The sequence below is a fragment of the Methylobacterium sp. CB376 genome (genome assembly GCF_029714205.1).
Taxonomy (GTDB): Bacteria; Pseudomonadota; Alphaproteobacteria; order Rhizobiales; family Beijerinckiaceae; genus Methylobacterium.
The window spans coordinates 2,210,380-2,234,441 of the sequence record NZ_CP121648.1; the positions used below are offsets into that span (position 1 = coordinate 2,210,380).

23 protein-coding genes are annotated in these 24,062 nt (G+C 72.6%); 10 read left to right on the forward strand and 13 right to left on the reverse strand.

Translation table 11 applies throughout. From position 1 onward, the window contains the following. Positions 1-68: 68 nt before the first annotated feature. On the forward strand, positions 69-395 hold the full coding sequence (locus QA634_RS09905) for a hypothetical protein (RefSeq protein WP_012331827.1): 327 nt from the start codon (positions 69-71) through the stop codon (positions 393-395). Between the two features lie 110 nt (positions 396-505). On the opposite strand, the gene QA634_RS09910 is transcribed toward QA634_RS09905, so the two are convergent. After that, entirely contained in the window at positions 506-1,054 is a 549-nt protein-coding gene (locus QA634_RS09910) for a hypothetical protein (protein WP_236728740.1), read from the reverse strand. Between the two features lie 430 nt (positions 1,055-1,484). Between QA634_RS09910 and QA634_RS09915 the strand changes: the two genes are divergently transcribed. Beyond that, positions 1,485-3,419 (forward strand): PHA/PHB synthase family protein, encoded by a 1,935-nt coding sequence (locus QA634_RS09915; protein WP_012331829.1) that lies wholly within the window; start codon positions 1,485-1,487, stop codon positions 3,417-3,419. A 383-nt stretch (positions 3,420-3,802) separates the two neighbouring features. After that, positions 3,803-4,270, forward strand: a complete 468-nt coding sequence (locus tag QA634_RS09920) for a hypothetical protein (protein WP_036270424.1) — start codon at positions 3,803-3,805, stop codon at positions 4,268-4,270. A 669-nt stretch (positions 4,271-4,939) separates the two neighbouring features. On the opposite strand, the gene QA634_RS09925 is transcribed toward QA634_RS09920, so the two are convergent. Both QA634_RS09925 and QA634_RS09930 read right to left on the reverse strand, forming a co-directional pair. Continuing rightward, complete coding sequence (locus QA634_RS09925) at positions 4,940-6,370, reverse strand: pyridoxal phosphate-dependent decarboxylase family protein (RefSeq protein WP_012331832.1); 1,431 nt, start codon at positions 6,368-6,370, stop codon at positions 4,940-4,942. Between the two features lie 173 nt (positions 6,371-6,543). Further along, positions 6,544-7,467 (reverse strand): LysR family transcriptional regulator, encoded by a 924-nt coding sequence (locus QA634_RS09930; RefSeq protein WP_012331833.1) that lies wholly within the window; start codon positions 7,465-7,467, stop codon positions 6,544-6,546. Positions 7,468-7,612: 145 nt separating this feature from the next. On the opposite strand from QA634_RS09930, the gene QA634_RS09935 reads away from it, so the two are divergent. The 7 genes from QA634_RS09935 (at position 7,613) to QA634_RS09965 (ending at position 13,955) form a co-directional block, all read left to right on the forward strand. Next, positions 7,613-7,918, forward strand: a complete 306-nt coding sequence (locus QA634_RS09935) for a Dabb family protein (protein ID WP_012331834.1) — start codon at positions 7,613-7,615, stop codon at positions 7,916-7,918. A gap of 4 nt (positions 7,919-7,922) precedes the next feature. Further along, a complete protein-coding gene (locus QA634_RS09940) occupies positions 7,923-8,990 on the forward strand; it encodes a maleylacetate reductase (RefSeq protein WP_012331835.1) in 1,068 nt (355 codons plus the stop codon). A gap of 197 nt (positions 8,991-9,187) precedes the next feature. Next, positions 9,188-10,063, forward strand: a complete 876-nt coding sequence (locus QA634_RS09945; protein ID WP_283027468.1) for an intradiol ring-cleavage dioxygenase — start codon at positions 9,188-9,190, stop codon at positions 10,061-10,063. A 90-nt stretch (positions 10,064-10,153) separates the two neighbouring features. After that, the gene (locus QA634_RS09950) at positions 10,154-11,437 is read left to right on the forward strand and encodes an MFS transporter (RefSeq protein WP_012331836.1); all 1,284 of its coding nucleotides are present in this window, start codon (positions 10,154-10,156) and stop codon (positions 11,435-11,437) included. A 14-nt stretch (positions 11,438-11,451) separates the two neighbouring features. Next, positions 11,452-12,324: an NAD(P)-dependent oxidoreductase gene (locus tag QA634_RS09955; RefSeq protein WP_012331837.1), complete on the forward strand. Its 873-nt coding sequence runs from the start codon at positions 11,452-11,454 to the stop codon at positions 12,322-12,324. A gap of 99 nt (positions 12,325-12,423) precedes the next feature. After that, the gene (locus QA634_RS09960) at positions 12,424-12,741 is read left to right on the forward strand and encodes a YciI family protein (protein ID WP_018261773.1); all 318 of its coding nucleotides are present in this window, start codon (positions 12,424-12,426) and stop codon (positions 12,739-12,741) included. Positions 12,742-13,025: 284 nt separating this feature from the next. Further along, positions 13,026-13,955, forward strand: coding sequence for a pirin family protein (locus QA634_RS09965; protein ID WP_012331839.1), 930 nt, complete (start codon positions 13,026-13,028; stop codon positions 13,953-13,955). Positions 13,956-13,995: 40 nt separating this feature from the next. Here QA634_RS09965 and glpK read toward each other — a convergent pair whose 3' ends face one another. The 10 genes from glpK to glpD form a co-directional block, all read right to left on the reverse strand. Next, positions 13,996-15,519 (reverse strand): glycerol kinase GlpK, encoded by a 1,524-nt coding sequence (gene glpK, locus QA634_RS09970; RefSeq protein ID WP_012331840.1) that lies wholly within the window; start codon positions 15,517-15,519, stop codon positions 13,996-13,998. 10 nt (positions 15,520-15,529) lie between these two features. After that, on the reverse strand, positions 15,530-15,919 hold the full coding sequence (locus QA634_RS09975; RefSeq protein ID WP_012331841.1) for a type II toxin-antitoxin system VapC family toxin: 390 nt from the start codon (positions 15,917-15,919) through the stop codon (positions 15,530-15,532). A 40-nt stretch (positions 15,920-15,959) separates the two neighbouring features. Next, the gene (locus QA634_RS09980) at positions 15,960-16,214 is read right to left on the reverse strand and encodes a type II toxin-antitoxin system Phd/YefM family antitoxin (RefSeq protein WP_012331842.1); all 255 of its coding nucleotides are present in this window, start codon (positions 16,212-16,214) and stop codon (positions 15,960-15,962) included. An 84-nt stretch (positions 16,215-16,298) separates the two neighbouring features. Continuing rightward, a complete protein-coding gene (locus QA634_RS09985) occupies positions 16,299-18,065 on the reverse strand; it encodes an ABC transporter substrate-binding protein (protein WP_012331843.1) in 1,767 nt (588 codons plus the stop codon). 101 nt (positions 18,066-18,166) lie between these two features. Further along, positions 18,167-18,448: a DUF2160 domain-containing protein gene (locus QA634_RS09990; protein ID WP_012331844.1), complete on the reverse strand. Its 282-nt coding sequence runs from the start codon at positions 18,446-18,448 to the stop codon at positions 18,167-18,169. A gap of 11 nt (positions 18,449-18,459) precedes the next feature. Beyond that, a complete protein-coding gene (locus QA634_RS09995) occupies positions 18,460-19,257 on the reverse strand; it encodes a carbohydrate ABC transporter permease (RefSeq protein ID WP_012331845.1) in 798 nt (265 codons plus the stop codon). Continuing rightward, positions 19,257-20,216, reverse strand: coding sequence for a carbohydrate ABC transporter permease (locus QA634_RS10000; protein ID WP_012331846.1), 960 nt, complete (start codon positions 20,214-20,216; stop codon positions 19,257-19,259). Before QA634_RS10000 ends, QA634_RS09995 begins: the two co-directional genes overlap by 1 nt. A 37-nt stretch (positions 20,217-20,253) precedes the next feature. Then, on the reverse strand, positions 20,254-21,336 hold the full coding sequence (locus tag QA634_RS10005; protein WP_012331847.1) for an ABC transporter ATP-binding protein: 1,083 nt from the start codon (positions 21,334-21,336) through the stop codon (positions 20,254-20,256). 10 nt (positions 21,337-21,346) lie between these two features. After that, entirely contained in the window at positions 21,347-22,435 is a 1,089-nt protein-coding gene (locus tag QA634_RS10010; RefSeq protein WP_012331848.1) for an ABC transporter ATP-binding protein, read from the reverse strand. Positions 22,436-22,446: 11 nt separating this feature from the next. Beyond that, the gene (glpD, locus tag QA634_RS10015) at positions 22,447-23,976 is read right to left on the reverse strand and encodes a glycerol-3-phosphate dehydrogenase (protein ID WP_012331849.1); all 1,530 of its coding nucleotides are present in this window, start codon (positions 23,974-23,976) and stop codon (positions 22,447-22,449) included. Between the last annotated feature and the right edge of the window lie 86 nt (positions 23,977-24,062).

The window sequence follows — 24,062 nt, forward strand, 5'->3', positions numbered from 1 at the left end:
GGGGCCGGCCCGGGCGCGGAACCGCTCCGAGGGGACGACGTTGCCCCAACCCGCATCAGGAGCGCCGCATGGGAAACGCCAAGGTTTTGGCACTGCCGCTGGTTGGGATCCTGGCCCTCGGCGGGTGCTACGACGAGAAGAAGGAGAGGGCCGAGACGGGGGCGGCGGGCACGACCGCGACGAACACCGCCACAACCCTCTCGAAGAAGGAGACCGGGGCGGACCCGGTCACCGGCCCGTCGACGGCGAGCCCCGCCGAACAGAAGGCCCGGGACGCGACCACGACCGGCTCGACCACGGCCGCGACGCCCCCGGCCCCCACCACCTCCGCGGCGCCGGTCGCCGGCCGCGCGGCGGATCAGGGCGTGGCCCCGGCGGACGGCAAGAAGCACTGAGCGCCGCTCGCCGAACCGGCGAACGGGCCCGTCGCGCGGCCCCACGGGCGGGCCGCGCCGTCCCGGCGGGCCGCCGCAGCGCGGTCACGGTCGCCGGGACGGCCGGGCGCTCAGGAGCGACGGGCCGGCGGGACGCGCGCGCCCGCCTCGCGCCCCGGTGCCGCGCCGCGCTTTCGGCCGACCGTCCCGAGGGAGAGCCCGCGCTCGGATTGCGACCAAGCCCGGCGCCGCGGCGGTCCCGAGGAGCCTGAGGGAGGTCCGACGCTCATCTCGTGCAGGATGGCGCCGACGACGAACGCGGCCGTCTCCCGCGAGATCGGGTGCGCCGTCATCGCCTTCGAGATCAGCCGCTCGGTCCGCTGCGGCGCCTCCGCGGACGGGTCCGGCCCGGCCGAAGCCCGACTCGGCTCCGAGGCGAGCGAGATGTTCTGGAGGGCGACAGAGCTCGTGACCGACCTGTAGTTGATCCAGAGCACGTAGACGGCGACATGGCCGCCTTCGAGGTACATTCGAGAGGTGTTTCCGTCCTTGTCGAAGAATTTCCAGGACGCGATCAGGCCGCGTCGCGCCCGATAATGCGGTCCATCGAGGCCGGGCTGCGACAGAAAGAGGTCCGAGTACACTACCGGCGCCGAGACCGCGAGATCGGACATCTGCATCGGCGGGCGCATCGCAGGTTTCCCTTCGGGCCGAACCCTATCGGGAAAGTGCCATCAGACTCTTAAAGGCGCGGCGCGGTGCGGGCAGGCCCGCATCCCGGCTTCGCGCCGGTCTCGAGAAGCTTTGGGCCGGGACGCTCCCCAGGGCTCCGGCCGCGGCCGAACGCGCGGCCCGGCCGCGGCCGGGGAGGGGCCGGCATCGTCTCGGCGCGAGGGGGCGCCCCCTTCCGGCGCCTCGACAACCGGCGGAAGCGTCCCGCGCGCGGCAACGATCGCCCCACCTGCGCGGTTGTCCCCGGCCCGCCGCGCCGGCGTTGCGACGGAGGGAGCCTCCCGGCCGGGGCCGGACGACGGGCCCGGGGAACGGGAGGGTGTGACCGAGAGACGTCGCGCGCCTACAATGAAGCAACACGACATCGGAGGATACGCCATGGTCGACCGAGTCACCGGCACGGGGGCGCCGCCGGCCCCCGATCACGCGCGCAGCACCTCGCCCCTGCACAGCCCCGACCAAATGCTCGGCCTGTGGGCGGGATGGATGGAGCAGGTCTCGGCGGCGCCGCAGGCGGTCCAGGCGCAGGCCTGGGCGGCGCCGTTCCCGTCCGTCCTCCTGTCGGAGGGCGAACTCGCCCAGCGCCTCGCCCAGGACCCGCTGCTGCGCTCGATCGATCAGATCTGGAACGCCAACCCGCTGCGCGACGTGGTGCCGATCGACTGGGGCGGCATCGCCTGGGCCCTGCGCACGGTCTGGCTGCGCGCCATGAACAAGCCCGAGGCCGCCGCGTCGCTGATGGATCTCGGCCAGGGCGTGTGGCAGTCGCTCCTGACCAGCTGGGAAGAGGCCGGGCGGACCTGGCTCGGCCTGTTCGGCCTCGCTCCGGAGCAGAGCCGGCCGGGCGGGCGGACCGACAAACGGTTCTCCGCCCCGGAATGGCGGATGAACCCGGCCTACCTCGCGCTCAAGGAACTCTACCTCCTCGCCTCCGACTGGCTCCTGGAGCGGGGCGACATCGACGACCTCGATCCGGCCGAGCGGCACCGCCTGACCTTCCACCTGCGCCAGTTCGTCGACGCGATGAGCCCGGCGCTGGTGCTGATGTCGAACCCCGTCGCCCTGCGCAAGGCCCTGGAAACCGGAGGCGCGAGCCTCGTCGACGGGGCCCGCCACCTCGCGGAGGACATCGCGGCCGGGCGCCTCAGCATGGTCGACGCCGACGCCTTCGCCCCGGGCCGCAACCTCGCCCTCACGCCCGGCAAGGTCGTCCACCGCAACGCGCTCATGGAACTGATCCAGTACGCGCCGGCCACCGAGCAGGTCCGCGAGATCCCGCTCCTCATCGTGCCGCCCTGGATCAACAAATACTACATCCTCGACATGCAGCCGAAGAACAGCATGGTGCGGTACCTGGTGTCCCAGGGCTTCACGGTGTTCCTGATCTCCTGGCGCAACCCCGACGCGTCGATGGATGCGATCGGGATCGAGGACTACATCGATCTGGGGCCGATGGCGGCGAGCGAGGTGATCCGCGAGATCACCGGCAGCGAGCGCGTGAACGCGATGGGCTACTGCATCGGCGGGGTGCTGCTCACGCTCACCCTGGCAATCCTCGCCGCCAAGGGCGATCAGCGCTTCGCCTCGGCGAGCTTCATGGTCTCGCCCCAGGATTTCTCGCGGATCGGCGACACCGCGGTCTTCATGGACGAGCCGACCATCGACCTCGTCGAGCAGCAGATGATGGAGCGCGGCTACCTCGACAGCCGCGCCATGAGCAACATGTTCAACCTGCTGCGCTCGAACGATCTGATCTGGTCGAACGTCGTCAACAACTATCTTCTCGGTAACAGGCCGCCGGCTTTCGACCTGCTCTACTGGAACAGCGACAGCACTCGGATGACGCGTGCGGCGCACAGCTGGTACCTGCGCAACACCTACGTCGAGAACAACCTGATCGTGCCGGGCAAGATCCAGCTCAAGGGCGAGGCCGTCGACCTCGGGCGGATCCGGCAGGACACCTACGCGGTGGGCTGCGAGCGCGACCACATCGTGCCCTGGGACTCGGCCTGGCGCATCACCCAGCTGTTCGGCGGGGCCGTGCGCTACGTTCTGGCGTCGAGCGGCCACGTGGCCGGCATCATCAACCCGCCGGGCGGCAAGGGCCAGTACCGGACGGGGCCGGCAGGGCAGCCCGCCGCCTCCCCGGAGGCGTGGCTGAAGGCGGCCGAGGCGCATGCCGGGAGCTGGTGGCCGGACTGGTCGGCGTGGCTGGCGGAGCGCTCCGGCGCCCTGGCGGCGCCCCCGCAGCTCGGGAGCGCGCAGAACCCACCCCTGCACGACGCACCGGGCACCTACGTGCTGCAGACCTGAGCGCCGGGGCGGCGGGCGGCCGAGGGCGCCTCGGCCCGCCCGTCAGGCGTCGAGGGCGTGGAAGAGGGAGAAGCCGGCCGCGCGGCTCGCCGGTCCCGCGCCGGCGCCACCGCGCCCTGCCCCACCGCGCCCTGCCGCGGGGCCCGGGCCAACGTGCGCCCGCCCGAACGGTTCACGGCACCTCGCGCGGCCCGGCGTTACATGATGTGAGGCGGTGATGTCGCCGATGCGGCTCGCATTCGATCGATCGCGCTCAGAACAATTGCCGTCTATTCCTTCATTCTCCGTGTATCTCCTGCCTTTCCAGCACGGGAACCATACCCAGTTCTGGGAGATGTTTTTCATGTTTGGTGTTCGCACCGACCCAGAATGAGGAGGAGCCCATGCGAGCGGCTTCAACGCTGGTGAGCACTGTTGCCATCCTAACCCTCTCGGCGGCCGCCGCGCTGGCCGGACCGTGCACGACGGGTACGACCGGGCGCAGCGGGCAGCAGGCGGGCAATCCGGCGAGTTCGAGCGCGGATCATTCCACCAAGAACCTCGCGGACGGCCAGCAGCCCAGCTCGGCCAAGACCGTGGGGGCGATGAACAACGTGGCGAGCGACCGGGCGACTTCCCCGGCCGACGTCACGCTCCAGGCCCAGGGCAAGCCCACGATGGCGCAGCAGGGCCGGGGCGAGACGGCCGCGAACGACCGGAGTTCGGATGCCGACCGCTCGACGCGCAACACCGCGGGCGGCCAGCAGCCGAGTTCGCCGAAGACGGTCGGCGCCATGAACAACGTGGGAGCCAACGAATTGCCGGCCGGTCAAGCCGGCCAAGCGGGCGGGGGCAGCGACGAGGGCTGCTGACGCGGGAAGGCCCTGATCGGGGCGGGTCGCGCCCCGGCGCCGCGCGGACCACGACCGGCCTCGTGCAACCAAAGCCGGACCGGCGCGATTGACTCCACTGGTCTGCTCCGGACCAAGGGAGGTGCGTCATGGGTTTGGTGTTCTTCCTCGTCTTCATCGGGCCCTGGCTGGCCCTGGCCGTGCTGAGCGCGCTCGGCGTCGCCAAGCCGAAGCCCTACTGACGGTCGCGAGGCGTTCGCGACGCGACGGCGTCCGGTCCGGATCCGGGCCCTCGGGCCGGCGGGCGCATCCTCGGCCGCCGGGGGCCCGCTCCGGCGACGCCCCGGCCGCCGCCTTCGGGCGGATGAGGCCGGCCCGGCGGGCCGGCCGTCTCGCGGCGGGCCGGATCGGCGCTCATCGTCCGCGAGGGCGCCGCCCGAGCGTTCCCCGGCCGAGCGTTCGCAGCCCGAGAATTCCCTCGAGAATTCCCCTCGAGAATTCCCCCAATGACGCCCGCCCTGCCCGAGGCCCGGGCGTACCGCCTCGGCGATGCCCGCATCCCGGCCGCCTTCCTGACGGACGGCGTTCCCGCGGGGGCCGCGCGCGACCCGGACGGCAGCGCGCGCCTCGACCTCGCGGTCGGGGAGGGGCGCATCGCCGCCCTGGTCCCGGCGGGGATCATGGGATTGCCTAGCCGGCGCCCGCCCCGCTCCGCAGCGTCGCGGCGATCTCCTGCACCGCCTCCCAGGCGATCTCGACGTCCCGCCACGTGGTCGTGGTCTGACCGATCTGGAAGCGGATCACGAAGTGCCCGTCGTGCCGGGTCTGGGTCAGGTAGGTGCGCCCGTCGTCGTTGATGCGCGCCACCAGCCGCTCGTTCAGCGCGTCGAGGTCCTGCGCCCCCGCGGGCGCGTACCGGAAGGTGAGGAGCGACAGGATCGGCCCGGTCACGAGTTCGAAATCCGGATGCGCCGCGATGCGCGCCGCGAGGTCCCGCGCGAAGGCGACGTGGCGGCGGATCATCTCCCGCAGGGCCTCCACCCCGTAGGAGCGGATCACGAACCACAGCTTCAGGGCGCGGAAGCGCCGACCGAGCGGGACCGACCACTCGCTGTAATCGACCACGCCCTCGCGCTCGAGGGTGCGCAGGAAGGGTGGGCGCAGGCCGAGCGTGTCGGTGAGCATCCGCGGGTCCTTCACGAAATGCGCCGAACAGTCGAAATGCGTGAACAGCCACTTGTGCGGGTTGAAGACGAGGCTGTCGGCCAGCGCGGCGCCCCGCATCAGGTCGCGGAATTCGGGGCAGATCATCGCGCTGCCGGCCCAGGCGGCGTCGACGTGCAGGAACAGGCCGTGGCGCCGCGCCACCTCCGCCACGGCGTCGATCGGGTCGCAAGCCCCGATGCTGGTCCCGCCGAGGCAGGCCACCACGGCGGCCGGGAGATGGCCCTCCTCCCGGTCCGCTGCGACCGCCGCCTCGAGCGCCGCCGGGTCCATGCCGTGGAGCGGGCCGCGCACCGGGATGCGCACGAGGTTGCCGTCGCCGATCCCGGCGATCCGCACCGCCTTGTCGACGGAGGAATGCACCTGCGCCGAGGCGTAGACCCGCACCGCGCGCTGGCCGCTCAGGCCCTCCCGGTTGCCCGCGAAGCCGAGCGCCCGCTCGCGGGCGGTGAGCAGGGCCGCGAGCGTCGCGCCCGAGGCGGAATCCTGGATCACCCCGGAGAACTCGCCGGGCAGGCCGATCATGTCCCGCAGCCAGTCGGTGACGCGGCTCTCCAGCTCGGTGGCGGCCGGCGAGGTTTGCCAGAGCATGCACTGCGCCGCCATCGCGGCGGTGACGACCTCCGCCACCAGCGAGGGCGGGCTGGCATTGGCCGGGAAATAGGCGAAGAAGCGCGGGTGCTGCCAATGCGTCATGCCCGGCAGGATGACGCGGTCGAGATCGGCGAAGATCGCCTCCATCGGCTCGCCCGCCTCGGGCGGCGCGGCCGGGATCTGCCGGAAGACCTCGCCCGGCGCGACCTGGGCGCGCACCGGACGCTCGCCCACGCCCGCCAGATACGCCGCCGACCAATCCGCGGCCCGGTGCATCCAGGCGCGGAGATCCTGCTCGTCCATGCGGCCCTCCAGATGAGAAAATACTCGTTACAGCGGCAGGGCGCTCCTCCCGCGAGGAGGGGCTTGTACGGCATTTCGCGGGGCGGTGAAGGGCAGGCGGCCGGGGCCCGCCGGTCGACAGCAGCGTCCGAATTGTCTTCGACGAACCGGCATCCCCGTCGTCGGACAAGGCTCTATCCCGCCCGGCCGGTCCACTTGCGGGAGAAGTCGTGCGCCTCGAAATGCGCGGTCATGAACGCGATGAAGGAGCGCACCTTGGCCGAGAGGTGCTTGCGCGTCGGATAGGCGAAGTTGATCCGCAGGCGCGGCAGGTCCCAGGCATCGAGCACGGGCACGAGGCGTCCCGCCGCGACGTCGTCGTGCACGATGTAGGTGGGCTGGACCAGGAGGCCGAGCCCGTTGAGGGCGGCGGCGCGCAGGATCTGGCCGTCGTTCGATTCGAGCAGGCCGTGGGCCGGCACCCGCACGGTCTCCTCGCCGCGGGTGAAGGTCAGCTCGTTCGGATTGTTGGCGTAGACGTAGATCAGCAGGGCGTGGCGCGCGAGGTCGCGCGGGTGGGCCGGACAGCCCGCCCGGGCGAGGTAGGACGGCGCCCCCGTCAGGATGCGGCGGGTCTCGGCGAGGCGGCGGATCGTGATGGCCCGGTCCGGCTCGAACTCGCGGGTGCGGATGGCGACGTCGATCCCGGCATCGATCAGGTCCACGTAGCGGTTGGAGATTTCGACGTGCACGCGCACGTTCGGATAGCGGGCGTGGTAGGCGGGCAGGAGCGGCGCGATGTGCAGCAGCCCGAAGGAGAGCGAGGCGCTGACCCGCAGGAGCCCGCTCGGATCGAGCGCCGCCCCGGTGACCTCGGCCTCGCTGTCGGCGACGTCCGCGAGGATGCCGCGGGCGCGGGCCAGGAACTTCCCGCCCTCGTCGGTGAGCGAGAGGGTGCGGGTGTTGCGCCGCACCAGCAGCACGCCGAGCCGCTCCTCCAGCGCCGCGAGCGTCCGGCTCGCCGCCGCGACCGAGAGGCCGCGCGCCTGCGCGGCGCCGCTGATCGTCCCGGCTTCGGCGATCGCCACGAGGAGTTCGAGCTGGCCGAGCCGGTCCACGTTTCTCGCCTGCCGCAAAACTGATTCACGTTCGGCCCATCTTATCGCGCGTTTCCGAAAAACTTAAACATGCCGGCAAGGCGTGCCGGGACCACCGGCTCGCGAAGGAAGGCGTGCCGGAACCGCCGGCTCGGGGAGGAGCGCGATGATCAAGCACATCGTCATGTGGCGGGTTGCCGGGACCTCCGCGGCCGAGCAGGCCGGCAATGCCCAGCGGATCCGCGCGGCCTTCGAGGGGCTGCGGGGCCGCATCCCCGGCCTCCGGCACCTGGAGGTCGGGGTCGATCGGAGCCGCGTCGCGGAAGCCTGCGACGTCGTCCTCTACAGCGAGTTCGACACGCAGGCGGCCCTCGACCTCTACCGCGACCATCCCGAGCACGGCCGGGTGCGGGCCGAGCTGCAGGGCCTGCGGATCAGCCGCCACCAAGTCGACTACGCGGTGGGAGGGTGAGCCCATGGACCCGTTCCGGTTCGGCGGCATCCCGACCCGCGTGGTCTTCGGCCACGGGACCCTGGCGGAGCTGCCGGGGGAGATCGAGCGGCTCGGCCGCTCCCGGGCGGTGGTGGTCGCGACTCCCCGCCAGCGCGCCCGGGCCGAGGCGCTCGCCGCCCGGCTCGGGGCCCGGGCCGCGGGCGTGATCGCCGCGGCCGCGATGCACACGCCGGTCGCCGTGACCGAGGCGGCGCTGGCCGAGCTGCGGAGGCTCGACGCGGATTGCGTGGTGGCGCTCGGCGGCGGCTCGACGACCGGCCTCGCCAAGGCGATCGCGCTGCGCACCGACCTCGACCAGATCATCGTGCCGACGACCTACGCGGGCTCCGAGATGACGCCGATCCTCGGCGAGACCCGCGACGGCGTGAAGACGACGCAGCGCTCGGACCGGATCCTGCCCGAGACCGTGATCTACGACGTCGATCTCACCCTCGGGCTTCCGGTCGGGCTCAGCGCGACCTCGGGCATGAACGCGATCGCCCACGCCGTCGAGGCGCTCTACGCGCGGGACCGCAACCCGATCGTCTCGCTCATGGCCGAGGAGGCGATCCGGGCGCTCGCCGGGGCCCTGCCGGCGATCCTGCGCGATCCGGGGGACCGCGCCGCCCGCGCGGACGCGCTCTACGGGGCGTGGCTCGCCGGCACCTGCCTCGGCGCGGTCGGCATGGCGCTGCACCACAAGCTCTGCCACGTGCTCGGCGGCTCCTTCGACCTGCCCCATGCCGAGACCCACACGGTCGTGCTGCCCCACGCCGTCGCCTACAACGCGGCGGCGGCGCCCGACGCGATGGCGCGGGTCGCCCGGGCCCTCGATGCGCCGGAGGCGGCGCGGGGCCTGTTCGACCTCGCGGCCTCGCTCGGGGCGCCGACCGGGCTCGCGGCTCTCGGCATGCCGGCGGAGGGACTCGACCGCGCCGCCGATCTCGCGGCGGCGGGCTCCTCCTGGAATCCGCGGCCGGTGGAGCGCGCCCCGATCCGGCGCCTCCTCGAGGACGCCTATCACGGTCGCAGGCCCGCGGGCGCCGCCTGAGCATCCTTTGCCGAAGGGGTCACCGGTCCGGCGGCGAACATGATGCGAGAACGAGGCGTCCAGGCAAAATTGCCCCGCGCCGTTCCGCTTGGCATCGCGGACCGGACGCGGCGCGGGCGCGGCCCCGCGATGGCGAGGCGCCGCGGGGGCCGGTCAGGCGCGGCGCCGCCGGAGGAACCGAGACGAGGGACAGGCCGATGCGCGACTTCGACGAGTTCACCATCACCCGGGCGGTGATCGACCGCTTCGCCGACACGCCCGATCCGCGCCTGAGGCAGGTGATGACCAGCCTCGTGCGGCACCTGCACGACTTCGTGCGCGACGTCGACCTCAGCTTCGCGGAGTGGCAGCAGGCGATCGCCTTCCTGACCCGCACCGGCCAGATGTGCGACGCGCACCGGCAGGAATTCATCCTGCTGTCCGACACGCTCGGCGTCTCGATGCTGGTGGACGCGATCAACCACCGGATGCCGGAGGGCGCCACCGAGACGACGGTGCTCGGCCCCTTCTACGTGAAGGAGGCCCCCGAACTCCCCAACGGCGCCGACATCGCCGGGCTGCTCGAGGGCACGCCCCTCCTCGTCACCGGCTCGGTCGCCTCGGCGGGCGGAGGCATGCTCGCCGGGGCCACGGTCGATGTCTGGCACGCGGACGAGGACGGCGCCTACGACGTGCAGCAGCTCGACGCGCTCGGCGGGCTCGCCGGCCGCGCCCGCTTCCGCACCGACGCGGAGGGGCGGTTCCACTTCTGGACCATCATGCCGGCCTGGTACCCGATCCCGGATGACGGGCCGGTCGGCGACATGCTGAAGGCCGCGGCCCGTCACCCGAACCGGCCGGCCCACGTCCACTTCATGATCGCGGCCGAGGGCCACGAGACGCTGATCACCCACGTCTTCGCGGCCGACAGCCCCTGGCTCGACTCCGACGCCGTCTTCGGGGTCAAGAATTCCCTGATCGCCGAATTCGCCGCGCACCCGGCCGGCCCCGCCCCGGACGGGCGGCGCATGGAGCGGCCGTTCCGGCACCTCGCCTACGATTTCGGGCTCAAACCGGTCCGCACGCGGGACTGAGACCCCGGTCCACGGGGCACCCGCACCACGCAAGCATCACGGCAAGCATCACGGCAAGCATCACGGCAAGCACCACGGGAGGTCACCACCATGAGCGAGGCAACGACCGGCGCCGTCGGCGCCGTCCCGGCCGCGGGCCGGGGCACCTGGATCTCCGAACTCGGGACCAAGGAGAAGCGGGCGCTCGGCGCCTGCGTGGGCGGCTGGGCGCTCGACGCCATGGACGTCCAGCTCTACAGCTTCGTCATCCCGACGCTGATCGCCACCTGGGGCGTGACCCGGGCCGAGGCCGGGGCGCTCGGCACCGCCGCCCTGCTGACCTCCGCCATCGGCGGCTGGCTCGCGGGCTTCCTGGCGGATCGCTGGGGGCGGGTGCACACCCTGCAGATCGCCATCCTGTGGTTCGCCGGCTTCACCTTCCTGTCGGGCCTCGCGCAGAGCTTCGAGCAGCTCTTCGCGGCCCGCGCGCTGATGGGCCTCGGCTTCGGCGGCGAGTGGGCGGCGGGCGCGGTGCTGCTCGGCGAGACGATCCGGCCCGAGCATCGCGGCAAGGCGCTGGGCACCATGCAGTCGGGCTGGGCGCTCGGCTGGGGCGCGGCTGCGCTGCTCTACACCCTGTTCTTCTCGCTGATGCCGCCCGAGACGGCGTGGCGCGCCCTGTTCTTCGTCGGCATCGCCCCGGCGCTCCTCGTCTTCGTGCTGCGCCGCTACGTCGAGGAGCCGGACGTCTACCGGGAATCGCAGGCGAAGATCGCCGAGACCGGCGACAAGCCGTCCTTCTTCGAGATCTTCCGGCCGCCGCTCCTGCGCATCACGGTCCTGGGCGCCCTGATGGGCACCGGGGCCCAGGGCGGCTACTTCGCGGTCACGACCTGGCTGCCGACCTTCCTGCGCACCGAGCGGGGCCTGTCGGTGCTGAATTCCGGCGGCTACCTCGCGGTGCTGATCGTCGGCTCCTTCTGCGGCTACCTGTCGGGGGCCTACCTCGCCGACCGGATCGGCCGGCGCGCCACCTTCCTGGTCTTCGCCATCGGGGCGGGGGTCATCGTGACGACCTACACGATGGTGCCCTTCGGCAATGCCGCCATGCTGGTGCTGGGCTTCCCCCTCGGCTTCTTCGCCTCGGGCGTGTTCAGCGCCATGGGCGCCTTCTTCACCGAGCAGTTCCCGACGCGGGTGCGCGGTGTCGGCCAGGGCTTCGCCTACAATTTCGGCCGGGCGATCGGGGCGATCTTCCCGACCCTGGTCGGGCTGCTCTCGGCCTCGATGCCGCTCGGGCAGGCGATCGGCCTGTTCGCGGCCGCCGCCTACGCCACCATGGCGGTCGCGGCCTTCCTCCTGCCCGAGACCAAGGGCAAGGCCCTCACCGCCTGATCGGAGGCTCACCCATGCGGATCGGCTGGATCGGCCTCGGCAAACTCGGCGCGCCCATGGCGCGCCACCTCGTGGCGGCGGGACACGCCGTCCTGGCTTTCGACCGGGATCCCGGCCGGCTCGCCGCGGTCCCGGGCGCCGAGGCCGCGGACCTGCCCGGCGTCGCCGCCTGCGGCGTCGTGGTCACGAGCCTGCCCGACGACGCGGCCCTCGCGGCCGTCGCCCTCGGGCCCGAGGGGCTCCTCGCCCGGATGGCCCCGGACGGGGTCCTGGTCGAGACCAGCACCGTCTCCCCGGAGACGAGCGCGGCATTGCGCGAGGCCGCCGAGGCGGGAGGGATCCTCTACCTCGCCGCGCCGGTCTCGGGCTCGACCGCGACGGCCGAGGCCGCCACCCTCACCCTGTTCTGCTCCGGGCCGGAGACCGCCCTGGAGCGGGCCCGGCCCCTCCTCGCGACATTCGCCCGGACCATCCACGCGGTCGGTCCCGGCGAGGAGGCGCGCTTCCTCAAGCTCGCCATCAACCACTTCGTCGGCTCGACCGCGCAGGTCGCCGCCGAGGCGCTGACGCTCGCGCGCCGGGGCGGGGTCGCCTGGGACACGGTCCTGGCGGTGCTCGGCAGCTCGGTCGCGGCCTCGCCGCTCGTCGCCTACAAGCTCGACCCGCTGCGGCGGCGCGACTTCTCGCCCGCCTTCTCGATCGCCCAGATGCTCAAGGACATGAGCCTCGGCGTGGCGGCCGGGGAAGCGGTGGGCGTCGCCATGCCGGTGGCGGCCCTGGTGCGCGACCTCTACGCGGCCCAGGCCGGGACCGACCTGCGGGACCTCGACTTCTTCGCCGCCCTGCTCGCCGCCGAGCGCGGCGCCGGCCTCGGCGAGCCCGACTGATCCGCGGTCCGGACGATCACGTCCGGACCGCGGATGAGAAGCCCGCGCGGCGCGTGAGATGCCGACATCCGCATGGCGACGCAATCCGCCGGATATCGTATGACCCTCCGGGAGACGACCATGCCCCACTACGCGATCCACGCCCTCGACCACGCGGGCGCCCTGGAGCGGCGCCTCGCCCATTACGAGGCCCACAAGACCTATCTCGGCGGGACGCTGCCGGTGCGCATCGTGGTGTCCGGACCCCTCCTGGCGGAGGACGGCGAGACGATGATCGGCAGCCTGTTCGTGGTCGAGGCGCCCGACCGCGCCGCCGTGGAGGCCTTCCACGCCGCCGACCCGTTCAGGGAGGCGGGGATCTGGGAGCGGGTGACGATCACGGGCTTCCGCCTGCGCCAGGCGGCCCTGCCGGCCTGACGCCGGCGGGACTCGGGTCCCGACCAGGCGGCGGAGCAGGACCATCGGCTCGCTCTGCCGCGACGTGCCGGCCTCCGCCGGGATGTTCGTCGGGTGCGCCCTTGCCGTCGCGATGCCGCTTCGACGCCGACGCGCGCGCCCCGTCTCCGCGGGCGGCGCGACCCCCGAGGCCGTCCGGTCGACCCGCGCCTCCGGGGAGCGCGGGCCGCGGCGCGGCCCGCGGCGCTTGCAACGCGGGACGCCGATCCCGCACAGAGGCAACGACACGAGCGAGGAGAGCGCCGATGAGCTTCCATTCCGCCGAGGATCCGGTCCCGGGCGACCGCTTCTCCTGCGACGCGATCGAGACCCTGATCGTGCCGCGCGCCCGCGACATCGGCTCCTTCGAGGTGCGCCGGGCGCTGCCCTCGGCCCGGCGCCAGATGGTCGGCCCCTTCATCTTCTTCGACCAGATGGGCCCGGCCGAGTTCCTGCTCGGCGCCGGCATGGACGTGCGGCCCCACCCGCATATCGGCCTGTCCACCGTCACCTACCTGTTCGACGGCGAGATCATGCACCGCGACTCCCTCGGCACCGCCCTGCCGATCCGGCCGGGCGAGCTCAACTGGATGACGGCGGGGCGCGGCATCACCCACTCGGAGCGCACGGCGCCGGACCTGCGCGCCGCCGGCTCGCGGCTCTTCGGCATCCAGAGCTGGGTGGCGCTCTCCGCCCGGGACGAGGAGGCGGCCCCCGCCTTCGAGCATTACGACGCGGCCGACCTGCCGGTGCTCACCGGCGAGGGCAAGACCGTGCGGGTGATCGCCGGCGAGGCGCTCGGCGCCCGCTCGCCCGTGCGCACGTCGAGTCCCCTCGTCTACGCGGACGTGCAGCTGGAGCCCGGCGCGAGCCTGCCCCTCGACCCGACCTTCGAGGAGCGGGCGATCTACACGGTGTCCGGGTCGATCGAGGTCGCGGGCGACGGGTTCGGGCCGGGCCAGCTCCTGGTCTTCCGGCCGGGGGACCGCATCACCGTGCGGGCGAGCACCGCCGCGCGCCTCATGCTGCTCGGCGGCGAGCCGATGGACGGCCCGCGCCACATCTGGTGGAACTTCGTCTCCTCGCGGCCCGAGCGGATCGAGCAGGCCAAGGCCGATTGGCGCGCCGCCCGCTTCGACAGCGTGCCGGGCGAGACCGAGTTCATCTCCCTGCCCGAGGCGCCCCGCGCGCCCTGAAGGCGCGCCCCGGCGCCCTGGAGGCGCGCCTCCAGGGCCGTCACGGCACCGGCTCGGTCCGCCCGAGCAGGCAGCCCACCGCCTTGCGCCAGCCGGCGAGCTTGCGCGCGCGCACGGGCGCGTCCATGGCCGGCGCGAAGCGGCGCTCCAGGCGCCAATGGTCGGCGAAATGCTCCGGGTCCGGGTAGAGCCCGCAGGCGAGGCCGGCGAGGTAGGCGGCGCCGAGCGCCGTCGTCTCCTTCACCTCCGGCCGGTCGACCGGGGCGGCGAGGAGATCGGCGAGGCGCTGCATGGTCCAGTCCGAGGCGACCATGCCGCCGTCGACCCGCAGCACGGTGGCGCGCCCGTCCCCGTCCGGCCAATCCGCCCGCATCGCCGCGAGCAGGTCCGCGGTCTGGTAGCAGACGCTCTCCAGGGCGGCGCGGGCGAGTTCCGCCGGGCCGGTGTTGCGGGTGAGGCCGTAGAGGGCGCCGCGCACGTCCGGCTCCCAGTAGGGCGCGCCGAGCCCCACGAAGGCCGGCACGAGGTACACGTCCTGGGCCGGATCGGCCCGCTCGGCGAGGTCCCCGGTCTCCGCCGCCGAGCCCACGACCTTGAGCCCGTCGCGCAGCCACTGCACCGCCGCCCCGGCCACGAAGATCGAGCCTTCGAGGGCGTAGGTGCGCCGGCCGTCGAGCTGGTAGGCGATGGTGGTGAGGAGCTTGTTGCCCGACGCGACCGGCTGCGCGCCGGTGTTGAGGAGCGCGAAGCAGCCGGTGCCGTAGGTCGATTTCACCATGCCGGGCCGGAAGCAGGCCTGGCCCACGGTCGCGGCCTGCTGGTCGCCGGCGACGCCGCGGATCGGGATCGCGGCGCCGAACAGGTCCGGGTCCGTGGCGCCGAAATCGCCCGAGGAATCGCGCACCTCCGGCAGCATGGCGCGGGGGATGCCGAGGAGGCCGAGGAGGTCGTCGTCCCAGGTGCCGCGGTGGATGTCGAAGAGGAGCGTGCGCGCCGCGTTGGTGGCGTCCGTGACGTGGAGCCGCCCGCCGGTGAGCCGCCACAGCAGGTAGCTGTCGACCGTGCCGAAGGCGAGGTCGCCCGCTTCCGCGCGGGCCCGCGCGCCCGGCACGTTGTCGAGGATCCAGGCGATCTTGGTGCCCGAGAAGTAGGGATCGAGGATGAGGCCGGTCCGCGCGGCGACCAGGGGCTCGTGGCCCTGCGCCCTGAGGCGGGCGCAGAGCCCGGCGGTGCGCCGGTCCTGCCAGACGATCGCCCGGTGCACCGCCTCGCCGGTGCGGCGGTCCCAGACCAGGGTCGTCTCGCGCTGGTTGGTGATGCCGATCGCCGCGACGTCGCCCGCCCGCGCCCCCGCCCTCTCCAGGGCGGCCCGGCAGGTGGCGAGGGTGGTGCGCCAGAGGTCGTCCGGCTCGTGCTCGACCCAGCCCGAGGCCGGGAAGTGCTGCGGGAACTCGGCCTGGGCGAGGGCCGCCACCGACGTGTCGGCGCGGAAGAGCAGGGCCCGCGTCGAGGTGGTGCCCTGGTCGATGGCCAGGATGAGGGGAGAGTGCGGGGGCGACGCCATGGCTCGGGGCTCAGAGGGGAGGGGGCTCGGTCACCGCGAGGCCGAGGGCGAGGGCGGCCGCGCGCATCCGGACGTCGAAGGTGGCGAGGGGCAGGCCGGTCGCCTCGACGAGGGCGAGGTGGAGCGCGTCGGGCCCGCGCAGGCCGAGGGAGGCCTGCTCGACGAAGCCGCGGGCGACCGTGAAGGCCCGGCGCGTGACGACGAGGGGGCGGCCCCGGGCCTTGCGCCAGCGACCGAACAGCTCCACGTCCGTCCGTGCCTCGTCCGCCGACGCACGCCTCTCCCGAACGAGCCTGGACATCGTCGCCGAGAATTCGAGGACGACGAGGTCCGAGATGACCGGCGTGATCGCGGGGCCACGGAGCCACGCTTCAATGCGCAGACTCTCCGCCTCCGCCACGAATAGGGGAAGGAGGAGGTTGGGTCCAGGTAGACGCGGCTCAAGGGTCTTCGTCCCGCATTTCGCGGACGCGGGCGGTGAAGCCGACCGGCTCCGCGAGCGTCACCCTGTTCGCGCGCAACCACGCGATCTCGGCTTCGGTGACCGGTCCCGGCGCGACCAACTCCTGATCCTCGGCCACGAGGCGGACGGGCTCGCCGTCCGGCCGCGTGATCACCACCTCCTCGCCCTCCGCCGCCCGGTCCAGGAGTTCGGGCAGGCGCGCGGCGGCTTCCTTGGCCGTGTAGGTTGCCATGGGGGTCTCCCTGGTTCCGCCCGATCCTACCGGGGCGGTCGGTGCCGGGGAAGCGAGGGGCCGGGCGCGCCCGGCCCCGCCCGGTCAGCTGCGGCGCGGCGGCGAGGCCGGCCAGCTCTTGATCAGCGTGTCGTAATCCACCGTCTCGCCCTTCGGCTTCTCGGTGGAGAGCTTGCGCTGGGGCGCGATGGTGCCGCTCGTCTCGGCCCTCTTGTACCATTCCTCGGCCGAGGATTTGGGGTTGAGCTTCGGCCCGCACTCGCCCTGGACCTTGGAGCGTTCGAGCCGGGCCATCACGTCGTCCTGGGCGGCCGCGAGCGCGTCCATGGCCGCCTGCGGGGTCTTGGCGCCCGAGGAGGCGTCGCCGATGTTCTGCCACCAGAGCTGCGCCAGCTTCGGGTAGTCCGGCACGTTGACGCCGGTCGGCGTCCACTGCACCCGGGCCGGCGAGCGGTAGAACTCGATCAGCCCGCCGAGCCTCGGCGCCCGCTCGGTGAAGGACTTGTCCCAGATGTCGCTCTCGCGCGTGAAGGTGAGGCCGACGTGGCTCTTCTTCAGGCTCACCGATTTCGAGTTGATGAACTGGAGGTACAGCCAGGCGGCCTTGCGGCGCTCGACCGGGGTGGAGTTGAGCAGCGTGACCGAGCCGGCATCCTGGTAGCCGAGCTTCATGCCCTCCTTCCAGTAGGCGCCGTGCGGCGAGGGCGCGACGCGCCATTTCGGCGAGCCGTCCGGGTTCACCACCGGCAGGCCGGGCTTGACCATGTCGGCCGTGAAGGCGGTGTACCAGAAGATCTGCTGGGCGACGTTGCCCTGCGCCGGCACCGGCCCGGATTCCGAGAAGGTCATGCCGGCGGCCTGCGGCGGCGCGTACTTCTTCAGCCACTCGACGTACTTGGTCACGGCGTAGACGGAGGCCGGGGCGTTGGTGTCCCCGCCGCGCTCGACCGAGGAGCCGACCGGCCGGCAGCCGTCGAGGCGGATGCCCCACTCGTCCACCGGCTTGCCGTTCGGGATGCCCTTGTCGCCGTTGCCGGCCATCGAGAGCCACGCGTCGGTGAACCGCCAGCCCAGCGACGGGTCCTTCTTGCCGTAATCCATATGGCCGTAGACCCGCTGGCCATCGATCTCCTTCACGTCGTTGGTGAAGAATTCCGCGATGTCCTCGTAGGCCGACCAGTTCACCGGCACGCCGAGTTCGTAGCCGTACTTGGCCTTGAACTTCTCCTTGAGGTCGGGGCGCTGGAACCAGTCGTAACGGAACCAGTACAGGTTGGCGAATTGCTGGTCGGGCAGCTGGAACAGCTTGCCATCGGTCCAGGTGCCGAACGACTTGCCGATGAAATCCTCGACGTCGAGGCTCGGCAGGGTGACGTCCCGGCCCGCGCCGGCCATCCAGTCGGTCAGGTTGACGGTCTGGTTGTAGCGGGCGTGGGTGCCGATGAAGTCGGAATCGTTGATCCAGCCGTCGTAGATGTTCTTGCCCGACTGCATCTGCGTCTGGATCTTTTCGACGACGTCGCCCTCCTGGATGACGTCGTGGCGGATCCTGATCCCGGTGATCTCCGTGAAGGCCTTGGCCAGGGTCTTGGCCTCGTACTCGTGCGTGGTGAGGGTCTCGGAGACGACGTTGATCTCCTGGCCGACGAAGGGCTTCGCCGCGTCGACGAACCACTGCATCTCCTTGAGCTGCTCGTCCTTGGACAGCGTCGAGGGCTGGAACTCGGTCTCGACCCAGCGCCTGGCCTCCTCCATGCCGGCCCGCGCGGGGGCGGCGGGGCCGAGCGCGAGGGCGGCGCCGAGCGCGAGCGCGCTCGCACCGTGGAGCAGGGCGCGGCTGTGGCGTGTCATGGCTTTCTTCTCCTCCCTTGAAGTCTCTGCCTTGAAGTCTCTGCCTCAAGGTTGTTGCCCCGGCGGTCTCGGGTCGTCGGTGGGGTGGGCGGCGCGCGGCCTCAGGCGAAGCGGAACAGCGCCGCGCCGTACAGGAGCGAGAGGCCGAGCGCCCATTCGAGGCTCGGACCGACGAGGCCGAGCCAGGCGAGGTGGATGAAGGCGGCGCCGAGGAGCGTCAGGAACAGCCGGTCGCCCCGGGTGGTCGGGATGCGCAGGATCCCGACCCGCGGCGTCTCGGGCCGCAGGATCGCCAGCACCGTCATGACCAGGAGCAGGGACAGGATCGCCGCGAAGAAGGCGGCGGTCTCCCAGGTCCAGGCCATCCAGGCGAGATCGGGCATCGCTGTCCCCCTCACACCCGCCCGAGGGCGAAGCCCTTGGCGATGTAGTTGCGCACGAACCAGATCACGAGCGCGCCCGGAACGATGGTGAGCACGCCCGCCGCCGCCAGCAGCCCCCAATCCATGCCCGCCGCCGAGACCGTGCGGGTCATGGTGGCGGCGATCGGCTTGGCGTTCACCGAGGTGAGCGTGCGCGCGAGCAGCAGCTCGACCCAGGAGAACATGAAGCAGAAGAACGCCGCCACCCCGATGCCCGAGGCGATCAGCGGCATGAAGATCCGCACGAAGAAGCGCGGGAAGGCGTAGCCGTCGATCGCCGCCGTCTCGTCGATCTCCCGCGGCACGCCGGACATGAAGCCTTCGAGGATCCAGACCGCGAGGGGGACATTGAACAGGCAATGGGCGAGCGCCACGGACCACGGCGTATCGAACAAGCCCACCGCCGAGTACAGGTTGAAGAACGGCAGCGCGAAGACCGCGGGCGGCGCCATCCGGTTCGAGAGCAGCCAGAAGAACAGGTGCTTGTCGCCGAGGAAGCTGTAGCGCGAGAAGGCGTAGGCCGCCGGCAGCGCCAGCCCGAGCGACAGCACCGTGTTGATCGCCACGTAGGACAGCGAGTTGAGGTAGCCGCCGTACCAGCTCGGGTCGGTGAAGATCTTGCGGTAGTTGTCGAACGTGATCTCGCGCGGCCAGAGCGTCATGGCCCCGGTGATCTCGGTGTTGGCCTTCAGGCTCATGTTGACGAGCCAGTAGATCGGCAGCACCAGGAAGACGAGGTAGAGCGCCATGACGAGGGTGCGCGCGCGCATCAGGCCGCCCTCCGGTCGAGGTCGAGGCGGGCGGCGGGCGGGATCGTCGCGGCCGCTGGCTCGTCCTCCGCGCCCGCCCCGGCGCCGGTCCCGGCCTGGGTCATCACCGTGTAGAAGACCCAGCACACGCTGAGGATGATGAGGTTGTAGACGAGCGACATCGCGGCGGCGCGGCCGAGGTCGAACTGCCCGAGCGCCAGCTTCACGAGGTCGATCGACAGGAAGGTGGTAGCGTTGCCGGGGCCGCCGCCGGTGAGCACGAAGGGCTCGGTGTAGATCATGAAGGAATCCATGAAGCGCAGCAGCACGGCGATCAGCAGGACGCGGCGCATCTTGGGCAGCTGGATGGTGCGGAACACGGCGAGGCGCGAGGCCCCGTCGATGCGGGCGGCCTGGTAGTAGGCGTCCGGGATCGACTTCAGGCCGGCGTAGCAGAGGAGCGCCACCAGGCTCGTCCAGTGCCAGACATCCATGACCAGGATGGTGGCCCAGGCCGCCAGCGGGTCGCCGACGAAGTTGTAGTCGAGGCCGAGCCGGGTCAGGGCGGCGCCGAGGAGCCCGATATCGCCGCGCGCGAAGACCTGCCAGATGGTGCCGACCACGTTCCACGGGATCAGCAGCGGCAGCGCCATCACCACGAGGCAGAAGCCGACGGCGCGGCCCTCCCGCGGCATGGCCAGCGCCACCGCGATCCCGAGCGGCACCTCGGTCAGCAGCACCAGGGCAGAGAACAGCAGGTTGCGCCAGAGCGCGTCGAAGAAGCGCTCGCCGAACTGGGTCGAGGGGTCGAGCAGCTCCTGGAACCAGCCGAGCCCGTTCCAGAAGAACTGGTTGTTCCCGAACGTGTCCTGGACCGAGTAGTTCACCACGGTGATCAACGGCAGCACCGCCGAGAAGGCGACGACGAGGACGACCGGCAGGACGAGGAGCCAGGCCTTCTGGTTGACGGTCTTGGTCATGGGCGGGGCCCTCCCGGCCGTCCGACGCGCCGCGCCATCACGCCGCCTCCCCGGGCACCAGCGCCCCGTCCGCGTAGATGTGGATCCGGCGCGGATCGAGGCTGAGCGCGGCCTCGTCCCCGTCCAGGCTCTCGCCCTCGCGCAGGGTCGCCACCAGGGGCCTGCCGGCGAGTTCGACCCGGGCGAGCCGGAGGCGGCCGAGATCGTCGACGCGCCTCACCCGCACCGGCAGGCCGGGGCCGCGGGCCGTGAGCGCGGCGAATTCCGGCCGCACCCCGAGCTCGATCCGGCCCCCCGGCAGGGGCGGATAGGCGCGGGCGAGCGGGATCGCGTGGCCCTCGACCAGCGCCGTGCGGCCCTCGACCCGCGCGGGCAGCAGGTTCATGCCCGGCGAGCCGATGAAGTGGCCGACGAAGGTGTGGGCCGGGCGGTCGAACAGCTCCTCGGGCGTGCCGGTCTGGACCACGGCGCCGTCATGCATCACCACGACCGTGTCGGCGAAGGTCAGCGCCTCGGTCTGGTCGTGGGTGACGTAGATCATCGTCAGGTCGAGCTTGCGGTGCAGCTCCTTCAGCGTCGAGCGCAGGCGCCATTTCAGGTGCGGGTCGATGACGGTGAGCGGCTCGTCGAACAGGATCGCCGCCACGTCGGGCCGCACGAGGCCGCGCCCGAGGGAGATCTTCTGCTTGAGGTCCGGCGTCAGGTTCTGCGCCCGGCGGTCGAGGAGGCGGCCGAGGTCCAGGAGGCGCGCGATCTCCTCGACGCGGGCCCGGATCGTGGCCGCCGGCACCCGCCGGTTGCGCAGCGGGAAGGCGAGGTTCTCCCGCACCGTCATGGTGTCGTAGACGACCGGGAACTGGAAGACCTGGGCGATGTTGCGCGCCTCGGTCGGCAGGGCGGTCACGTCGCGGTCGTCGAACCGGATGCGCCCGCGCGTCGGCACCACCAGCCCCGAGATGATGTTGAGCAGGGTGGTCTTGCCGCAGCCGGAGGGGCCGAGCAGCGCGTAGGCCCCGCCCTGGCGCCAGACGTGATCGATTTCCCGCAGGGCGTAATCCTGCGGCCCGGCGGGGTGCGGCCGGTAGGAATGGGCGAGGTGGTCGAGGGTGATGCGGGCCATGGCCGCCCCGTCAGGCCGCCGCCTGGGCGGGCGTCGCCGCGGCCCGCCGCCCGGCCTCGTCGAACAGCAGCAGGTGGTGCGGGTCGAGGTGGACGCTCACCGCCGTGCCGGGCTCGAGCCGGCGCACGCCGGGCCGCTGCACGACGAAGCGGTGCTCCCCCGCCGCCACGTGGACGAAGCTCTCGGAGCCGGTGATCTCCGCCACCTCGACGCTGGCCGGGACCGTGATCGCCTCCGGCCCGAGCGGGTCGAGGGAGAGGTGATGGGCGCGGATGGCGAGCGTGTAGGGTCCGTCCGGCACCGCCGCGAGGGGGCCGGCGGCGCGGGCCTGCCCGCCCGTCGCGAGGGCGACGCGCCCGCCTGTCTTGGTCCCGGCGAGCGTGTTGAGGGGCGGGTCGGAGAAGACCCGCGCGGTGACGAGGTCGTCCGGCCGGCGATAGACCTCGGCCGTCGGGCCGAACTGCGTCACCCGGCCCTGGTGCAGCGTCGCGGTGTGGCCGCCGAGCAGCAGGGCCTCGGCCGGCTCGGTCGTCGCGTAGACGAAGATCGCCCCCGTCGCCGCGAAGATGCGCGGCAGCTCCTCCCGCAATTCCTCGCGCAGCTTGTAGTCGAGATTGGCCAGCGGCTCGTCCATCAGCACGAGGTCGGCCCGCTTGACCAGCGCCCGGGCGATGGCGGTGCGCTGCTGCTGGCCGCCCGACAGTTCCAGGGGCCGCCGCTGCAGGTAGGGGTCGAGCCGCAGCAGCCGCGCCGCCTCGCGCACCCGGGTCTCGATCTCCGCCCGCGGCAGCCGCGCCACCCGCAGCGGCGAGGCGATGTTCTCGAACACGGTCAGGGACGGGTAATTGATGAATTGCTGGTAGACCATCGCCACGTTGCGCCGCCGCACCGGCCAGCCGGTGACGTCCCGGCCCCCCGTGCGCACGCGGCCCTCGCTCGGGACGTCGAGCCCCGCCATCAGGCGCATCAGCGAGGTCTTGCCCGCCAGCGTCTGGCCGAGCAGCACGGTGAGCGAGCCCGCGGCGAGCGACAGGTCGACCGGGTGGAGGTGGGTCCGCGCCCCGATCCGCTTCGTCACGCCCTCCAGCACGAGGCCCATGGCGCCCTCCCTCAGGCCGCCGAGGACGCGGCCGCGTCCCCGCGCATGAACCCGTCGAGCGCCGCCGCCTCGGCCGGGCTGAGCCGCAGCCCGAGCTTCGAGCGCCGCCACAGCACGTCCTCGGCGCCGACCGCCCATTCCCGCCGCATCAGGTAACGCACCTCGCGCTCGGTCAGGTCGGCCCCGAAGACCCGGCCGAGATCGGCCGGGCCGCTGGCGCCCTGCAGGATCTCGCGCGCCTCGGTGCCGTAGGCCCGCACCAGCCGGGCGGCGTGGGCCGGGTCCAGGAAGGGGTACTCGCGCCGGATCGCCGCCGCCAGGGCCGCGTAGCCGGTCGCCGGGAAGTCGCCCCCGGGCAGCCGCGCCCGCGCCGTCCAGGCGGGCGCGCGGGCGGCGCCGAGGTGGTCGCGCAGCTGCTCCAGGGCCGCCTCGGCGAGGCGCCGGTAGGTCGTGATCTTGCCGCCGAAGACCGAGAGCAGGGGCGCGCGGTCCCCGCCCGCGTCGAGGGTCAGCACGTAGTCCCGCGTCGCCTCCTGGGCCTTGCCGGCGCCGTCGTCGTAGAGCGGGCGCACGCCCGAATAGGTCCAGACCACGTCCTGCGGCCGGATCGCCTCGCGAAAGTACTCGCTCGCGGCGGCGCACAGGTAGGCGATCTCCTCCTCGCTCGCCGCGACCGCGGCGGGGTCGCCCCGGTAGTCGCGATCGGTGGTGCCGATCAGGGTGAAGTCGCGCTCGTAGGGGATCGCGAAGACGATGCGCCCGTCCGGGTTCTGGAAGATGTAGGCGCGGTCGTGCCGGAAGAGCCGGCGCACCACGATGTGGCTGCCCTGGACGAGGCGCACCCCCGCCGCCGCGTTCGCCCGCACCACGCCGGTGAGCACCTCGGACACCCAGGGCCCGGCGGCGTTGACGAGGATGCGGGCCCGCACGGTCTCGCGCCGTCCCCCGGCCTCGACGGTCAGCTCCCAGTGCGCGGGCCCGCGCGCGGCCGCCACGACCCGGGTGCGGGTGCGGATCTCGGCCCCGCGGGCGGCCGCGTCGCGGGCGTTGAGCACGACGAGGCGCGCATCCTCGACCCAGCAATCCGAGTACTCGAAGGCCCGCCGGAACCCCGCCTTGAGGGGCGCGCCGGCCTCGTCGCGGGCGAGGTCGAGGCTGCGCGTGCCCGGCAGCAGCCTGCGGCCGCCGAGATGGTCGTAGAGGAACAGGCCGAGGCGCAAGAGCCAGGCCGGCCGCAGGCCGGGCAGGTGGGGCAGGACGAAGCGCAGCGGCCAGACGATGTGGGGGGCGCTGGCCCACAGCACCTCGCGCTCCATCAGCGCCTCGCGCACGAGGCGGAACTCGCGGTGCTCCAGGTAGCGGAGGCCGCCGTGGATCAGCTTGGTGGAGGCCGAGGAGGTGCCGCCGGCGAGGTCGCCCTGCTCGAACAGCACGACCGACGCGCCCCGTCCGGCCGCGTCGCGGGCGATGCCGGTGCCGTTGATGCCGCCGCCGATCACGGCGAGGTCGTAGAGGCCGGGCTGCTCGGGCCGCAGGCTCAAGGACGCCTCCCAGATTCAGGCCCGCCAGATTCGGGCTCGCGGGCCCTTTCGCTTCTCGCGCGAAACGAACCTAGGTGAGCCCGAAA

Coding starts and splice junctions, on each gene's coding strand:
- QA634_RS09965 (WP_012331839.1), top strand. CDS start 13,026: ATGAGCTTCCATTCCGCCGAGGATCCGGTCCCGGGCGACCGCTTCTCC.
- QA634_RS09990 (WP_012331844.1), bottom strand. CDS start 18,448: ATGCCCGATCTCGCCTGGATGGCCTGGACCTGGGAGACCGCCGCCTTC.
- QA634_RS09950 (WP_012331836.1), top strand. CDS start 10,154: ATGAGCGAGGCAACGACCGGCGCCGTCGGCGCCGTCCCGGCCGCGGGC.
- QA634_RS09980 (WP_012331842.1), bottom strand. CDS start 16,214: ATGGCAACCTACACGGCCAAGGAAGCCGCCGCGCGCCTGCCCGAACTC.
- QA634_RS09945 (WP_283027468.1), top strand. CDS start 9,188: ATGCGCGACTTCGACGAGTTCACCATCACCCGGGCGGTGATCGACCGC.
- QA634_RS09940 (WP_012331835.1), top strand. CDS start 7,923: ATGGACCCGTTCCGGTTCGGCGGCATCCCGACCCGCGTGGTCTTCGGC.
- QA634_RS09985 (WP_012331843.1), bottom strand. CDS start 18,065: ATGACACGCCACAGCCGCGCCCTGCTCCACGGTGCGAGCGCGCTCGCG.
- QA634_RS09910 (WP_236728740.1), bottom strand. CDS start 1,054: ATGCAGATGTCCGATCTCGCGGTCTCGGCGCCGGTAGTGTACTCGGAC.
- QA634_RS10005 (WP_012331847.1), bottom strand. CDS start 21,336: ATGGCCCGCATCACCCTCGACCACCTCGCCCATTCCTACCGGCCGCAC.
- QA634_RS09905 (WP_012331827.1), top strand. CDS start 69: ATGGGAAACGCCAAGGTTTTGGCACTGCCGCTGGTTGGGATCCTGGCC.
- QA634_RS09995 (WP_012331845.1), bottom strand. CDS start 19,257: ATGCGCGCGCGCACCCTCGTCATGGCGCTCTACCTCGTCTTCCTGGTG.
- QA634_RS10010 (WP_012331848.1), bottom strand. CDS start 22,435: ATGGGCCTCGTGCTGGAGGGCGTGACGAAGCGGATCGGGGCGCGGACC.
- QA634_RS09915 (WP_012331829.1), top strand. CDS start 1,485: ATGGTCGACCGAGTCACCGGCACGGGGGCGCCGCCGGCCCCCGATCAC.
- QA634_RS09925 (WP_012331832.1), bottom strand. CDS start 6,370: ATGGACGAGCAGGATCTCCGCGCCTGGATGCACCGGGCCGCGGATTGG.
- QA634_RS09955 (WP_012331837.1), top strand. CDS start 11,452: ATGCGGATCGGCTGGATCGGCCTCGGCAAACTCGGCGCGCCCATGGCG.
- QA634_RS09920 (WP_036270424.1), top strand. CDS start 3,803: ATGCGAGCGGCTTCAACGCTGGTGAGCACTGTTGCCATCCTAACCCTC.
- QA634_RS09960 (WP_018261773.1), top strand. CDS start 12,424: ATGACCCTCCGGGAGACGACCATGCCCCACTACGCGATCCACGCCCTC.
- QA634_RS10000 (WP_012331846.1), bottom strand. CDS start 20,216: ATGACCAAGACCGTCAACCAGAAGGCCTGGCTCCTCGTCCTGCCGGTC.
- glpK (WP_012331840.1), bottom strand. CDS start 15,519: ATGGCGTCGCCCCCGCACTCTCCCCTCATCCTGGCCATCGACCAGGGC.
- QA634_RS09935 (WP_012331834.1), top strand. CDS start 7,613: ATGATCAAGCACATCGTCATGTGGCGGGTTGCCGGGACCTCCGCGGCC.